The organism is Ferviditalea candida, from assembly GCF_035282765.1.
GTDB classification, from domain to species: domain Bacteria; phylum Bacillota; class Bacilli; order Paenibacillales; family KCTC-25726; genus Ferviditalea; species Ferviditalea candida.
Genome location: NZ_JAYJLD010000060.1, coordinates 1 through 15067, shown reverse-complemented (window position 1 = coordinate 15067; position 15067 = coordinate 1). Strand labels below are relative to the sequence as shown.

13 protein-coding genes and 1 pseudogene are annotated in these 15067 nt (G+C 47.7%); 2 read left to right on the top strand and 12 right to left on the bottom strand.

What is annotated here, in order from left to right; all coding sequences use genetic code 11:
• Positions 1 to 289: 289 nt before the first annotated feature.
• On the bottom strand, positions 290 to 2092 hold the full coding sequence (locus VF724_RS20375; RefSeq protein ID WP_371756068.1) for a YCF48-related protein: 1803 nt from the start codon (positions 2090 to 2092) through the stop codon (positions 290 to 292).
• Between the two features lie 305 nt (positions 2093 to 2397).
• On the opposite strand from VF724_RS20375, the pseudogene VF724_RS20370 reads away from it, so the two are divergent.
• Both VF724_RS20370 and VF724_RS20365 read left to right on the top strand, forming a co-directional pair.
• A pseudogene (locus VF724_RS20370) lies at positions 2398 to 2865 on the top strand (transposase); the annotation flags it as partial.
• A gap of 279 nt (positions 2866 to 3144) precedes the next feature.
• Complete coding sequence (locus VF724_RS20365) at positions 3145 to 3702, top strand: GNAT family N-acetyltransferase (RefSeq protein ID WP_371756067.1); 558 nt, start codon at positions 3145 to 3147, stop codon at positions 3700 to 3702.
• Between the two features lie 11 nt (positions 3703 to 3713).
• Here the strand turns inward: VF724_RS20365 and VF724_RS20360 are convergent, their stop codons facing one another.
• From VF724_RS20360 to VF724_RS20310, 11 genes are all read right to left on the bottom strand, one after another.
• Positions 3714 to 5930 carry a helix-turn-helix domain-containing protein gene (locus VF724_RS20360; protein ID WP_371756066.1) on the bottom strand — a complete coding sequence of 739 codons (2217 nt, stop codon included), beginning with the start codon at positions 5928 to 5930 and terminating at the stop codon, positions 3714 to 3716.
• 20 nt (positions 5931 to 5950) lie between these two features.
• Positions 5951 to 6673 (bottom strand): ABC transporter ATP-binding protein, encoded by a 723-nt coding sequence (locus VF724_RS20355; protein ID WP_371756065.1) that lies wholly within the window; start codon positions 6671 to 6673, stop codon positions 5951 to 5953.
• Complete coding sequence (locus tag VF724_RS20350) at positions 6673 to 7443, bottom strand: ABC transporter ATP-binding protein (protein WP_371756064.1); 771 nt, start codon at positions 7441 to 7443, stop codon at positions 6673 to 6675. The genes VF724_RS20355 and VF724_RS20350 overlap by 1 nt, the downstream gene beginning before the upstream one ends.
• Entirely contained in the window at positions 7436 to 8467 is a 1032-nt protein-coding gene (locus tag VF724_RS20345) for a branched-chain amino acid ABC transporter permease (protein ID WP_371756063.1), read from the bottom strand. The genes VF724_RS20350 and VF724_RS20345 overlap by 8 nt, the downstream gene beginning before the upstream one ends.
• An 18-nt stretch (positions 8468 to 8485) precedes the next feature.
• Positions 8486 to 9364: a branched-chain amino acid ABC transporter permease gene (locus tag VF724_RS20340; protein ID WP_371756062.1), complete on the bottom strand. Its 879-nt coding sequence runs from the start codon at positions 9362 to 9364 to the stop codon at positions 8486 to 8488.
• Between the two features lie 70 nt (positions 9365 to 9434).
• Positions 9435 to 10643, bottom strand: coding sequence for an ABC transporter substrate-binding protein (locus VF724_RS20335; RefSeq protein WP_371756061.1), 1209 nt, complete (start codon positions 10641 to 10643; stop codon positions 9435 to 9437).
• 1 nt (position 10644) lies between these two features.
• Complete coding sequence (locus VF724_RS20330) at positions 10645 to 11064, bottom strand: acyl-CoA thioesterase (RefSeq protein WP_371756060.1); 420 nt, start codon at positions 11062 to 11064, stop codon at positions 10645 to 10647.
• Between the two features lie 50 nt (positions 11065 to 11114).
• Complete coding sequence (locus VF724_RS20325; protein WP_371756059.1) at positions 11115 to 11375, bottom strand: aldehyde dehydrogenase family protein; 261 nt, start codon at positions 11373 to 11375, stop codon at positions 11115 to 11117.
• A 46-nt stretch (positions 11376 to 11421) separates the two neighbouring features.
• Positions 11422 to 12972, bottom strand: coding sequence for a class I adenylate-forming enzyme family protein (locus VF724_RS20320; protein ID WP_371756058.1), 1551 nt, complete (start codon positions 12970 to 12972; stop codon positions 11422 to 11424).
• 18 nt (positions 12973 to 12990) lie between these two features.
• Positions 12991 to 14175, bottom strand: a complete 1185-nt coding sequence (locus VF724_RS20315) for an acetyl-CoA C-acetyltransferase (protein WP_371756057.1) — start codon at positions 14173 to 14175, stop codon at positions 12991 to 12993.
• Between the two features lie 6 nt (positions 14176 to 14181).
• Positions 14182 to 14961 (bottom strand): enoyl-CoA hydratase/isomerase family protein, encoded by a 780-nt coding sequence (locus VF724_RS20310; RefSeq protein ID WP_371756056.1) that lies wholly within the window; start codon positions 14959 to 14961, stop codon positions 14182 to 14184.
• Between the last annotated feature and the right edge of the window lie 106 nt (positions 14962 to 15067).

The following is a 15067-nucleotide window of genomic DNA, read 5'->3' as shown; positions in this document are numbered from 1 at the left end:
AAAACTCACATGGAAAATGAACCGGCCCCTTCATTGGGGAGGGGGAGAGTTTATCCATATGTGGATAATTCGGCCCATTCGCACGGGAATTATCCACATGTTTACAAGCCTAACGCCTTCCACTTAGCAAGTATGCCCTGATATTATGGGCTTTCGAAATTCAGGGTTACCTTAGCTGCACCGGAAGCAGGTTAAGCGCCCCTTCCCCATACTCTGATCATGAAAGACGCAGCTTTAAAAAAATCCATTTAGCTGCGCCTAATTTCCTATTGCCGTTTTTAGGTTTCTGCTATGAGTAATTTTCAGGGTAGTTCAAATCTGAAAGATAAGAAATTTGTACCCAGGTTCGACCGCCATCATCAGTAACATAAGGGGCTGATTGCGATCCTTCGTACAACCAGCCGTGTTGCTGATCGATGAATTGAACAGCCGAAGGCTCTATATCGTCCATCTCACAATGAACCCAATGCTTGCCATGATCAAGGGTATGGTATAATTGCGAAACATATCTGTCTTTCGAATCATTCCTTACGGCTGCAATCAGCCACGCTTCTTCCTGATCGGGCATAAACTGATATTGAAAGACGCGGGTATTTTCAGGAGTCGCGACTTTACTCCACTTATTGCCGCCGTCGTGCGTTTCAAACAAGCCAAAATTGTCGATTTTCCAACTTGTCATTTTATCAATAAAATGGTAGCTCCTGCTGCGGGAATCTTGGGAATCTACCACTTCAAAAGTTTTGCCGCCGTCTCCTGTCCATGTTAGGTGCCCCCATCCGCTTGCAATGTATCCGCTTTGATCATCGATCATGGACAACCCATAATAAAATTCTTTTGATTGATTCGTCTGGGCGATGCGTTCCCAACTCCGACCCCCGTCATCCGTTTTCCAAACCGTTGCCGTTACATTTCCCGTAATCACCCAGCCATGTTGCTGATCGCTGAAAGAGAAAGCAGTGATGCTTTCTCCAAGTATGTCGGATGGGATCGAACTGGTTTTTTCCCATGTTCTTCCGCCGTCATGCGTTTTCAATATGGCCAAACTGTCCAAGTGAGTCACCGCAGATATTCCATCATTTTCATTAAAAAAAATGGGCACTAACGAAGGTTTCTGTCGCGGCAGAACCTCTCGCCAAGTTTCGCCTCCATCGTCGGTTGCTATTAACCTCCCCCATTCAAGCACATAGCCCGAACCTTCTTTGAACAAGATTGGATCATTCGTTCCCGAACCGTTTGGATTTCCCTTTAAAAATCCCCATGTTTTCCCGCCGTCATGCGTTGAATACAACCCTCCGCGTGCGGTAGTCAGCCAACCATATTGTTTATCCATAAAATATAAATCTTCGACATACCCGCCTACAGCGAGCTTGCCTTTCTCACCTAGCAAATCCCAACGCTTCCCTCCATCACTCGTTTTATAGAGCGACTTCAACTGCTGGCCCGCACCCGGCTCACCTCCACACACAAGCCACCCTTCAGAGTTTGAGATAAAATGAAAATTAAAGTTGGGGCAATAATCGTCTAAACTTGGAGGATACGTTATTTCTCCCCATTTGTTTCCGCCGTCCTTTGTATACATGAGTTTCGTTTTGCCATCCTGGCTTATTCCGGAAATCCACCCATGTTCGGCATCCAGAAAATCAAGTTGCATCATTTCTTTTAGTTCAGGCACCCTGATGTTCAACCAATGTTCTCCTGCATCGTTAGTTTGCAAAATACCTTCCGTCGTGACCATCCATCCCTTGGTTGGCGAAACAAATTGAATATCCTTTATATCACTGTCAATCTTGACTATTTCTTGCCAATGTTCTCCTCCGTCCGACGTGTGCAAAATCAAATGGCCGGCCGTAACCCATCCATGGTTCACATTGATAAAAGAAGCATGTTGAAGAAACTCCAAAGATTGGGCATTGGAATGCACTTCCGCTTTCACCGTGCTTAGTATTGGTTTAGTCGTCTCTTCACTCTTCTGGGCCTTTTTGGGGGGCGCATCCGGCAAATTGGATACACCTTTCGTATCCGCAACTGACTCACAACCTGCCAGCAATAATATAAGCATAAAGAACAGAATCATTAAACCATTGCGAAACATTCCATTTCCCCCTCATTCATAAGAGCGACTATACCGGCCAACTTACCGTTGATTTCGAACTAATTTTTCAGACGTGAACTAATGCGAAAATGTTACAACATCATCTATATCGATAGCTAAACGTCGGTTTCCCGTTATTTAATGTTGCTTTTTAAATATTTTTCTTATTAACTCGTCGCCTAAAAGCTCGCCCGCATGGATGCGGGTAACGATAGTCTGTACAATTTGCGCGTGTGCCATCGGCATCCTAGACGGAATATGTCGGTGCGATCGAGTTTTTTTCCGAAAAGGGATTCGATCACAAGCTGCGTCAAGTGTTTCACGTCATTGAACGGACGATTGATCACGACGGACAAATACTGCTCATTCCGGAGATTGAGGTTTCTGTATACTGGACTTCGCTTCGATGTGCTCCATGGTGAGTGATCGAACTGTATGGCGATCACGGCACAAGCGAACAATTTCACAGCGAAATCAAAACCGATCTGGACTTGGAGCGTCTGCCCGCCGGGAAATTCGCCACCAATGATCTGGTGCTGCATGCCGGCATGTTTGCCTACAATCTCCTCCGCATCATGGGGCAAGAAAGTCTTCGCGAGGATGATGCGCCAATCCGCGGCAACGTGAAACGTCGACGCATCCGCACCGTCATCCAGAACATCGTCTACATGGCGGCACGCTTTGTCCGCCACGCGGGCAGAATCGCTCTCAACTTTGGGAGCAACAGCCCGTGGTTTCTCACTGCGAGGCGAATTTACCAAGCATTTGCTTAAAATCACTGAACTAACATCCTAAACCAAATTTCCCCCCTGCAAATAGAGAGGCTTATTTGATGTCGGAAAAAAACGCTTATGGAGCAGATTAAAAGGTCTTCCAACGAATTTTGATGATGTGAACTCACTGCCGACACTTGATTTTCACCAAAAAATTCCAAAATATGAATCCGAGCTATTGAGTGGTCATATAAAGTAATATTATTATCACTAATGAATAACGACTCACGTATTCCGTAACTCTATTCATAACTTCGATTCCGAAAGCGGTGAACATCGTTGGACGCACTAGAGTATCACATCACTGATGTATGGGACCTAGCCCGTTGGGCTGCGGTCGAGCAAATCTATGAGCAAGCGTTTCCCCACGGCAGGAAAAGCGGCGATATCATTCGTCGTATGTTCGAAAGGCGTCTGTGCCAGTTGCACACAATCGCCGACGGCTCTGAAATCGTTGGAATGGCGTTGACCGGAATCGACCATGAAGCTAACGCATTAATAATCGATTATTTGGCGGTTGGGAAGGATGTTCGCGGCAACGGATACGGACGACTATTGCTGAACCGCATTAAACAATGGGCACGCACAGCTGCCGGCTGCAAAGGGATCATCATCGAAGTGGAATCCGAACCGACGAAGGAAAACATACAGCGAATCCATTTCTGGGAATCAAACGGCTTCCATCTCACCGCTTATGTTCATCAATACATTTGGGTACCGGAACCCTATAAAGCAATGTATTTGAACTTTGATGATGGTAATCGGCTGCCAGAGGATGGGGGAATGCTGTTTCGCAGCATTACTCGATTTCATGAAAAATCATTTCGCCGCAGGTAACCCTGCTTCCTCTAATTCGACAAATGATATAAGTCGTATAGCTTATATGCCAGCATCAGATTAAAACGTACTTCCGCATCATCAATATCCAGATTTAAGAGCTCCTTGATTTTGCCCAAACGATATTTCAGCGTATTCACATGTATATGAAGGCAACCGGCCGTATCTTTCATATTCCCGTTCACCTGCAGGTAAACATGCAGGGTATCGAATAGATCCCTTGTTTTATCATTCCCGCTTGCCATTAGCGGATCAAGATATTCTCTGATAAACAATCTGCCTGTATCATGATCATGAAGATTATGCAGCACCGCATAGGATCCCAATCCGTTAAAGCTGAGGAAGCCTTTATTTTTATGACGGAGACTTACAATATTGAGGGCTTGCAGCGCTTGTTTATAGCACGTGAAATAATCATCCATGCTTTCCGTGCTTTTGCTGATTCCCAAAAAGATATCGCCACCCGGTCTTTCGTTCGAAACAAACTTTTTAATTAAATGATAGATGCTTTCCCAGTAGTTTTTATTTTCCCGCTCTTTTTTCTCCGAGGCGAATAATACGTAATAGCTGTCCTTTCGTGTCAACAGGATATCCGGATCAAATTGGGACAACTTTTCCCGTATTCGTTCCCAAAGCCAATTTTTGGTTATCTCCTGAGCGAAAAGATCATGTTCGTCATAAAATTTCCCGTTAAACTCGATGGACATCAGACCGATCTTATGAGACTCGTGAATGTTGAAATTGAACAAGCTGGAATACTGCGCAATTTTCGATTTGTCTTCGATTTTTTCAACAAGCAGCTGGTTAATAAACAAGCTGTCCTTAATTTGCTCTTTTGCATCCGCAACCAATTTTTGCTTGATGAATTGAATGGCGCACACATTCAATGCTTGATTCAATTCCATCCGGATGAACACATCTATCTCTTGTTTGTCAAGATTAATGGCCAAATATCCATGCAAATCCTTCCCGCCGATCACTTTCCAAATCCCGTATTCACCCAGAACATCGTTGAGCCGGATCCACTGCTCCTGATTTGCATCTTTCATGATTTCCCACTTTTTGTCATTCAGTACGGCGGATATTTGTTCGATATCGTTCGAATCGGCAGTCATTGAATACGTAATGGGTCGAAAAAAACGGTCATACAATATGACCGTGCTGTGGATCATCCGCGATATCGTATTGACCAATTCCGCAAAATCTTCCCGCGTCGCTGTTTGTTGAACCAACTCTTGATTCTGAATAACGATCTTTTCAAGACGGGATTTGGCTTCAAGCTCGCTTTTATACAATCTGGCATTCTCGATCAGCACGGAAACGTACGAAGACAGAAATTGCAGCCGTTCTTTATCCTCACGGGTAAAGATATCGGTTGTTTTCGCGACATGCAGAACACCGATCGTTTTCAAGTTCACCATCAAGGGAATGGTCAGTTCATTGCCGCCCTCCTTCTCCAAAAACCGAAAATGGTGAAAAAGATTATAGTCGTCATGAATTTTTATCTTTGCGGTTGAACCGAATACACCATAAGAAGGCGGATGATAAACAAACTCATTGAGTACCTCATCATATAAATAGACATAGGCTGAATCGGCGTTTGTTTCATGGCCTGCGCGTTCCACAATTTTTTTGATCAGCTGATCGATGGAGGATCCCAAATAAATGTTCTCCTTCAGCCAATCAATACCGATGACTTTTTTCTTTTCATTATCCCTGTTGATGGCTACCCCGATGCTTGTGGCGATATCTTTCCCAAATTCCAGAAAAAGGTTTTCCACGCTTTTTTCCACAACAAAGGGAACACTCTTCCGATACCCGATCACGCATATGCCCAAACTGTCAAAATCGGATTCCTTGATGGGAACCGTCAGCCAATTCGAGAATCCTTCCGCTTTTAAATATTGTTCAAATCTGCACTGCTGATCTTCCGGGATTTCAGTGAGATGAGCGACCCCCTTCGTCAAAAATAAAGGTGAAAAATCTTGGCCCTCCAACGGAAACTGTTGGGCGAGGACCTTCGATTCCCCCTTTTCAAATTTGATTTTCAACAGATTTCCTTCCTTCAGAATGATCGCAACGTAATCGCAAAAGAATTTATTCCAGAAGGATTCCGTCAAATAATCCAGCGTTTCGTTGAGCGTGTCGAACTTGACCAATTGTCTGGCCATCTTTCGCAAATGATCATCGATTTTCATCATCAATAAATCTTTTCTGCTGTTCATCATAGGCTCAACCTCATTTAAGTTTAAGGTTCCGTCTGTCCGAGATAAGCGGTCTGAACCATGGGATGATCCAGAAGCTCCCTGGCGCCGCCTTCCAACACGATACTTCCCCGATCGAGCACATACGCACGATCCGCTACTTGGAGAGCGGCTTTTACGTTCTGTTCCACCAAAATCACCATGGTTCCCAGTTCGTTTTTGATTTGCTTCAATGCCTCCAATATTTCCCTGACAACCAATGGAGCCAATCCCATCGACGGCTCATCGAACAAAATCAGCTTCGGATCGGACATCAGCCCTCTTGCGATGGCCAGCATTTGCTGCTCGCCTCCGCTCAAGTTGCCTCCATAGTTGTGCAAATGCTTCTGCAATCCGGGGAACATATCGAGCATCAGATCCAACTTTGATTTTAGTCTCTGTTTATTTTTATAATAATTGCTATACATGCCGAGAACAAGATTATCTTTGACCGACAGATTCTGAAAGATTTGCCTTCCCTCGGGCACCAGGCTGATTCCTTCCCGAACGACCTGATAAGCGGGAAGTCCTCTGATCGACTTGCCCTCAAGCAATATCTCTCCCTGCGCCGGTTTATACAACCCTGCCACGGTGCCCAATAACGTGCTTTTCCCCGCACCGTTGGAACCGATGATGGCCACAATCTCGCCTTTCTCCACCCGCAATCTGACCGATCTCAGCGCTTGGATCTGGCCGTGATACGTATCAAGCTGATTCACCTCGAACATCATTGCACCTCCTCGCCCAAATACGCCTTAATCACCTTGGGGTTTGACCGGACTTCAGCAGGGGTTCCCTGGGCGATCATGCTGCCGAAATCCATGACCACGATTCTTTCTGCAAGCTTCATCACCGTATGAACGTCGTGTTCGACAAACAAAAAAGAACATCCCTGTAGTTTCATTTTCCGGATAATCGAAGCCAGCATGGCGCTTTCCGTATCGTTCAAACCCGCCAGCGGCTCATCCAACAAGATCAGCGACGGCTCCGTAACGATCGTTCGCGCCACCTCCAACAGCTTTTGAAGTCCGTAGGAAAGATTCCCCGCTTTTTCATTCCTTCTGTCCAGCAATCCGACCAATTCCAGTGCCCGTTCAGCCATATCGATGGCCAATCGGTCATCCCGGCGGACAACCGATCGCGCCAATGCCGCACGAAAAACATTCGTTCTCAGCTTGGTATGCGCTCCCAACATCACGTTTTCCAAAACCGTCATATTGTTGAAGGTTTCCAAATTTTGAAACGTTCTTCTCATGCCTTTTGTGGCAAGTTCATGGACCGGTTGACCGTCGACCCGTTGCCCCCGAAAAAGAATCTCCCCGGAGGTAGGCTTAATGATCCCCGAAATCATATTAAACAGCGTTGTTTTTCCGGCGCCGTTCGGTCCGATGACTGCCACGATTTCCTGACGGTTGATTTCAAATGCAACATCATGAACGGCAGTCACTCCATCAAATTTTTTGGTTAATCCGTTCACCCGTAAAATTGGCTTATCCACTTCGGCGCTCTTCCCCCTTTGCCAACATTGCCGATCGACGGCTGAATCCGGACCGATCCCATACGTTCTTCAGCGAAGGAATCAGCCCTTTCGGCATAAACATCATGACCAGAACCAGGACAACCCCATAAACGACAACCTCCACTTGTCCGCCGCCTTCCATCAGCAGCGGGACAATAGTTCGAACTCCTTCGCCGATAAAAGTCATCGCGGCAGTTCCTATGATTGCTCCCCAGATGGACTGCGAACCGCCGACCGCGATCATCACCAGAAACTGGATGGAAGCGACAACGCTGAAGGTTGGCGGAGCAATGAAGTTGATAAAATGAGCGTACAAGCTTCCGGCAATGGAAGCATACACGGCGCTCAGCACGAAGATTTGAACCTTGAATGCGGAGATATTGACGCCAAATGTCAATGTCGCGATTTCGCTGTCGTGAATGCCGCGCAGCACCCTCCCGACATGCGAATCGATAATATTCATCGAAACATAAGCAATGAGCAGAACGATCATCCACACGAGCAAAAAATAATACCGGTTTTCCGATAAGTTCAGGCCAAACACGGCCAACCCCGGTATTCCGGAAAACCCCGAAGCCCCGCCTGTTAATTGGGATTGGCTGATGATGACGATGTAAATGATCTGATTAAAACCGATCGTGGCCAACGCCAACGAAAAACCCTGTAGCTTCAACGCGGGAATCCCCACAAGCAATGCGATGACGAAGGTTATCGCCACACCGCAGATCATGGAAAGGAAAGGATTGACCCCGTGGGTTGTGGTCAGAATGCCCGATGTATAGGCGCCTATTCCAAAAAATGCGGCATGTCCCAGCGAAATTTGCCCGGCATACCCCATTAACAGCGACAGCCCCAAGGTAACGATACTGTATATCCCGATCATGGTTAAAATCCCGTATAAATTTGTGGAATCGTTAAACAGCAATACCAGCAGCATCAGGATAAAAATGGACAGAAAGACTTTCGAACGGCCGGCATAAAAGCTTTGTTTGCGATTGCGCATGCATATCCACCTCCCGATCTAGACCCGCTTGCCTGACGCCTTGGCCAATAATCCGTTTGGAGCAAAGAACAGCAATAATATCAGAATGGCAAAGCTGATGGCATCGCTGTAAGCGGTGGAGACGTATCCTCCGGCGAACGTTTCCAGCAATCCCAGAACCAGCCCTCCAAGAACCGCGCCCGTCAAACTGTTCATTCCTCCAAGCACCATCGCGACAACTCCCTTCAAGCCGAGAAACAATCCCATGTCGTAGGTTGCGCTTGTAATCGGAGTGATGACGATTCCGGCGACGGCGCCGATGGCCGCACTCATGATAAACGAAAAGGTGGACAGCGATTTCGTGTTAATGCCCATGAGTTCCGCCGCTTTTCGGTTAACGACGCATGCTTTTAATGCGGCTCCAAAAACGGTTTTTTCGAAAAATACGTATAAACCGCCCAAAAGCACTATCATTGTCGCGAACACCCACATGCTTTGCGGGATGAGCACGGCGCCCCAAATATGGATCGGCTCATTATTGGAGAACGGATCCATCGATAAGGGATACGCTCCCCATAGGATGTAACCCAATCCCCTGATAATGATCGAGAGTCCCAATGTGATAATGATTAATGTGACTACCGAAGCATTCCTTACGGGAGATAGGGTTGTTTTCTCGATCATCCCGCCGAGGAACGCCGTAATCGCAATCGCCAGCGGGATGGACAAGAATAACGGAAGTCCCGCATGAATGAGCGAAATGCTGGTAAGGGCTCCGACCATGGCGAACTCGCCGTGGGCAAAATTAAGAACCCCCGTCACATTGTAAACGGCAACAAAACCGATCGCGATCAATCCGTAAATGCTCCCTATCGTTAATCCGGTAATCACAAATTGCATCAATTGCCCAAAGTCCATATGCCCCACCCCTTATGGAAATGGAAACGAATGGGAAGGGTGATCCGCTTCGCTTCCATTCCCCTCCTGTTTATTTGCTGTACGACCAAGCTCCGTTATGAATGGGCAGAAGCGACACTCCATTGTCGTCCACGGCTGCATGGTTTTCCTTGGTGTAACGGAACGTCCCGGACAATCCTTGATATTCATGAAGCTGATTTTCAAGAAAATCGCGAATTTGATCAGAGGTTGTATTGCCCGCTTCAATCGCTTTAAAAATAATGTTCATGGCATCCGTAGCCTTCGTGGTGAATATGTCTCCGGGGTAGTTGTACTCCGCCATCATCTCTTGATTATGTTGAATCAATCTGTTTTTGTATTCGGAATCCGGCAGTTGTTCGGCAACGCTCGCCTTGCTGCCTTGAACCAACACTCCCTCGCCGTCGGCCCCGACCTGTTTCAGGAACGCGTCATTGGCAGCCGCTTGACTTTGCAGCATCGGGATCGTAAAGCCCAATTGCTTAAAGTTCTTCACCACAACTCCGGCTCCCGGCGTGCGCGACCAGACAATCAGCGCGCCCGGATTTTTCGCTTTGATTTTGCTTAACTGAACCGTCATATCGGTCGCGGAAGCGTCAAAATCCTCCGCATCCACGATTTCAATGCCATTCGGTTCGGCCAGTTTTTTCATAATCGGCAGTCCGCTTTGTCCGAAAGCATCCCTCGCGTTAATCCAGGCGACCGTATGGATGTTTTTCGATTTTAAATAATCGATCATCTGTTGAATGAGCACTTCGCTGGTCTGTCCGGTTTGGAATACGGTCTCGCCCAATTGCCCGATGGGAGCCCCCGAGAGAAAAACCACATTATTTTTCAGAGCGATGTCGCGCAAAGCGATCGACGTGCTCACTTGGGTCGCTCCATAAACAACGCTGACCCCTTCGTCTGCGATTAATTTCCGCATGGCCAAAACCGCTTTCGTATCATCCGTTTCATAATCCTTCATGATGATTTCAACCTTCTTGCCCCCGATCATCCCGCCTTGGGCCTCCAATTTCTTTTTGACCAATCGAATCGCGTCGATTTCCGGCTTGCCCAGCCCTGAAGCAGGCCCCGTTTCCGCAAGCACAACCCCTATCTTCACCATGTCTCCCGCGTTGCCGCTTGCCGGCTCGGCTTTGCCGCTCGGGCTCGGCTTTGCCTGCGAACTTTTCGTTTCATTGGAAGGACTTGAAGCACTGCAACCAACCAGCGCAATCCATAGCAGCAAAATGACGATCATACCCAATTTTTTTCTCATTTTAATCATTACCCCCAAAATAAGTTATTATGGCTTCGCGCACCTTCTCCGGAATGGATGTGGCTTTGATTTTCCCGCGATCAATGGTTACCCATACCCGCACTTCGTATCCTTTGGCCAACAATTCATCCTGTCTGAAAATTTCATGCTCCAACCTCATTGACTTATCGCCGAATTTCACGATGCCGGTTTCGATTCGGAGCCTGTCTTCAAAAGCGGCCGGTGTTTTAAATTCGCAACGAGATTCAACGAGAGGAATTCCATAGTTCTCCTCAAATAATTTGGATAAAGGGAAACCCAGCGCGTGAAACAACTCCGCCGTGGCCTGATCCATCCATTTGTAGAAATTCGGAGAGTATACGATTGCCGCCGCATCCGTATCCGCCCATTTCACTTGAAATGCGTATTCATGTTTATACATTGAACCCTCCGCAGCCCTCGATGTATAATAGTTGATACTGATCACCAGTTTCAGGACGCAAAGAACGGGTACTGGCCATTCTGTTCCTGAACGCTGATCCATTTGACCGCGGTTAATTTTTCCAGCGCCCATTCTCCGCCGAAACGTCCGATCCCCGAGGATTTTGCTCCTCCGAAAGCAATATGCGCTTCTTCATTCACTGATTGGTAGTTGACATGAATCATACCCGTCTTAATCCGTTTGGCCACCTTGACTCCGCGATACACCCATTCCCCCGTAACAAATTGCTTTGTGAAGCTGCCATGATCCATTGAAAATCCCTCCCATTCTTTTTTGAAAGCGCTTTACAAATTTCGTTTAACCTTCTAGCCTTTCGATGATTTCCTGCTGCAGCTTTAATTTTTGAATTTTCCCGCTGGCCGTTACCGGAAAATCGTCCACAAAGAAAATATGGCTGGGAATCTTGTAATCTGCCAGTTTCCCCTTGATATGCTCGAGGATTTCTTCCGCGGTACTTTCAACTCCGGGCTTTAATTTGATGGCAGCGCAAACCGCCTCACCCATCACTTCATCAGGCAGTCCGATGACCGCCGCTTCCAAAACTTTCGGATGCTTGTAAAGGATCTCTTCAATTTCCTGGGGGTAGATGTTGTAGCCTCCGCGGATGATCATCTCTTTCTTGCGGCCGATAAATCGAATATATCCGTCGTCATCCAATGTGCCAAGATCCCCCGTATAAAACCAACCTTCACCGTCGAAAGCCTGCCTTGTCAGCTCATGCGCATTATAATAGCCTTTGACAATGCCGAAGCCTTTGCAGGCAATCTCTCCGACGACGCCGAAGCGTACGGATTCTCTGCGGTCGTTGACAATTTTCACTTCAGTGCCGGAAAGAACTTGACCGATCGTTTCCAGAATGTTTTTTTCCTGATCCGCATACTTCGTTTGGGCAACTGTGCCCACTTCAGTCAACCCGTAACCGCCCAATATCTCCATCTTCATTTTTAGCCGGATATTTTTTAACAGCTCTGCAGGCACCGGAGCCCCGCCAATCAAACCGCATCTTAATGAAGACAAGTCATAAGCACCAAAATCGGGTTGATTCAATTCCATGAGAAACATGGCCGGAACCGCATTGCGAATGGTTACTTTTTCACTTTGAATCAATTCCAGGGTGCCTCTCGGACTGTATTTGTCCTGGAGGACGATCTTCATCTGCGAAATAATCGCCGATATCAAACAAGATCCCATGCCGAACACATGAAAGAGGGGAATATTGATGATCAAAACATCTTCCGACGTGCATTTCATCCCTGAAGCCACTTTCCGGGCACCCGTTACCAGATTATAATGGGTGAGAACGACGCCTTTTGGAAGACCCGTTGTGCCCGACGTATATAAAATGCAGAAATCATCATGAAGCGGATCAAGCTCGACAACAGAAGATAGAGCGCCTCCCCTGGCGATCAATTCTGTAAACGGCGTTGTTCCTTCTTTCTTGAAGCGGACTGAAACGATATCGTGAATCCAGGGAACAATCACCCCCATTCCCAAAAAATGATCGAATTCTTCGCCGATAAAAATCAGTTTCGGTCTGCAATCTTTGAGAATGTGCTCGACTTCATGCAAACGATACTTGGGATTAAAAGGGACCAGAATCGCTCCGATTTTGGATACCGCAAAATAAATGATCACCGTTTCGTGCCAATTCGGCAAAACCACCGCCACGCGATCCCCTTTTTGAATTCCCCGATCCGTCAAAGCGTCGGCCAACCGGTTGCTTTCCTCCAAAACTTGACGATACGTCAGTCTGCGTGTGCGATCATAGATCGCTTCTCTGTCGGGATTGGACTGCACTGCTTTTTCCAATAGGCGGGGCAGCGTCATAACCTCTTCATTCGAGCGCATGCTTCAAACCCCCTCATCTTAGAGTCTTTCCCAAATTGCGGCAATGCCCTGGCCACCGCCGATGCATATGGCTGTCGCTCCATATTTCCCCTCCCTTCTGGCAAGCTCGTAAATCAACGATAAAGTGATCCTGCCGCCGGTGGCCGCCATCGGGTGGCCTATGGCAACAGCTCCTCCATTCACATTCCCGAATTCCGGATTAAAATCCAACTCTTTCATGCATGCCAAGTATTGCGCGGAAAATGCCTCATTAATTTCGATCAGATCGAGATCGCCCATCGTCATATTCGCCTTCTTCAGAGCGCCGCGAATCGCCGGCACAGGACCAATTCCCATGATTGTCGGTTCCACTCCGACTACATCCCAAGAAATCAGGCGCGCGATCGGCTTTAACCCCCTCTGCTCGGCATATCGGGCTGAAGCGAGAATCACCGCCGCGGCGCCGTCATTGATCGAACTGGCGTTTCCTGCAGTCACCACGCCCCCAACTTTAAACCTCGGCTTTAACTTGCTCAATTTCTCGAAGGAGGTTTCTCTCATTTGCTCATCGGATTCGACGATCCTGCTGCCTTTTTTTTCATTGACCTCCACCGGAACGATCTCTTTTTGCAAATAGCCCTTGTCTCTCGCCGCGCGCGCTCTTTGATGACTCTGAAGCGCATGCCGATCGATCTCTTCGCGGGTCAATCCATACTTTTCCGCCAAATTCTCAGCCGTGATGGCCATGTTGCATCCGGCATAGGTGTCCGTCAGACCTTCCCACAAAATATCCTCCAAGGCATTCCCTCCGCCGTACGGAATACCCCAGCGGGCACCCCGCACGACAAAGGGGATCTGACTCATATTTTCCGTCCCTCCCGCCAAGGCGACGGAGGATTCCCCCGTCTGAATCATCCGTGCAGCGGAAATCATCGCCTCCAGACCCGAACCGCATAATCGATTGACGGTCAATGCCGGAGTCGATACGGGGGCGCCTGCTTTCAAGCCGACATGGCGCGCCAAAATATGCGCATCTTTACTGGACTGATAAGCATTCCCGATCACGACTTGGTCGACTTCCTCCGCATCGATTCCCGCTTTGCGGATCGCTTCCTTCGCCGCGATCGCACCCAAGTCAATCGCAGTAATTTCCCTGAGCGATCCGCAAAAAAGGGTAAACGGCGTGCGCGCTCCCTCCACCAATACAACATCGTTAAAACGCATACCCAATCATCTCCCAACAAAATTAGGCTTTCTTTTCTCAGAAAATGCGGTCATTCCCTCTTTTCGGTCTTCACTCAAGAAAGCGATCGTGGAATGGGCATCCTCAATCAGCAAAGCGCTTTCCAAATCCACATTCATTCCGGTGTTAATGGATCTTTTGAACGCCTGCATGGCGATCGGCGGATTTTCCGCCAATTTGAGCGCCCACTCCATGGAACTTGCATAAAGCTCTTCCATCGGCAAGGTTTTATTTACGAGACCGATCTCATAAGCTTTCCGGGCATCCACCGTCTCCCCAAACAAAATCATTTCTTTGGCGCGCGCCTGCCCGATAATTCGCGGCAAACGCTGGGTCCCGCCCGCTCCGGGAATAATTCCGAGCTTGAGTTCCGGCAGAGCGAACTTGGCATGTTCGGAACAAATGCGCAAATCGCACGCCAGCGCCAATTCACAGCCTCCGCCCAGCGCCAGTCCGTTGACCGCGCCGATAATCGGCTTGGATAACAGCTCCATGGAATTGAATGCAGCTCTCGCCAATCTCGCCATTTTGGCAATCCCTTTCCGATCCAAACCTTTCATCTCATGGACATCCGCACCGGCGGCAAACGCCTTATCGCCTTTACCGGTCAGAATCACCGCACGGACCTGGTCGTCATCCTCAATCGTTTCCAAAACATGAACCAATTCCATAAAAATCTGGCTGTTTAGAGGATTGTATGGAGGCCTATTCAATGTGACAACGGCTACGCTTTGCTCAACCCTATATTCCAGAACTTCGTATTCCATTCGAACATCCTCCCTCAATAAATTAATGTTTTCTTCGTTTTTCTCGCTTTTACGCATGTTTTCATCTTTGACGCACGAAGCGCTTGAGGATAATATTTGACGAAGA

Excerpts from the sequence above, each read along its gene's own strand:
- VF724_RS20375 (WP_371756068.1), bottom strand. The coding sequence starts at position 2,092 with ATGTTTCGCAATGGTTTAATGATTCTGTTCTTTATGCTTATATTATTG.
- VF724_RS20360 (WP_371756066.1), bottom strand. The coding sequence starts at position 5,930 with ATGATGAACAGCAGAAAAGATTTATTGATGATGAAAATCGATGATCAT.
- VF724_RS20355 (WP_371756065.1), bottom strand. The coding sequence starts at position 6,673 with ATGTTCGAGGTGAATCAGCTTGATACGTATCACGGCCAGATCCAAGCG.
- VF724_RS20345 (WP_371756063.1), bottom strand. The coding sequence starts at position 8,467 with ATGCGCAATCGCAAACAAAGCTTTTATGCCGGCCGTTCGAAAGTCTTT.
- VF724_RS20340 (WP_371756062.1), bottom strand. The coding sequence starts at position 9,364 with ATGGACTTTGGGCAATTGATGCAATTTGTGATTACCGGATTAACGATA.
- VF724_RS20335 (WP_371756061.1), bottom strand. The coding sequence starts at position 10,643 with ATGAGAAAAAAATTGGGTATGATCGTCATTTTGCTGCTATGGATTGCG.
- VF724_RS20330 (WP_371756060.1), bottom strand. The coding sequence starts at position 11,064 with ATGTATAAACATGAATACGCATTTCAAGTGAAATGGGCGGATACGGAT.
- VF724_RS20325 (WP_371756059.1), bottom strand. The coding sequence starts at position 11,375 with ATGGATCATGGCAGCTTCACAAAGCAATTTGTTACGGGGGAATGGGTG.
- VF724_RS20320 (WP_371756058.1), bottom strand. The coding sequence starts at position 12,972 with ATGCGCTCGAATGAAGAGGTTATGACGCTGCCCCGCCTATTGGAAAAA.
- VF724_RS20315 (WP_371756057.1), bottom strand. The coding sequence starts at position 14,175 with ATGCGTTTTAACGATGTTGTATTGGTGGAGGGAGCGCGCACGCCGTTT.
- VF724_RS20310 (WP_371756056.1), bottom strand. The coding sequence starts at position 14,961 with ATGGAATACGAAGTTCTGGAATATAGGGTTGAGCAAAGCGTAGCCGTT.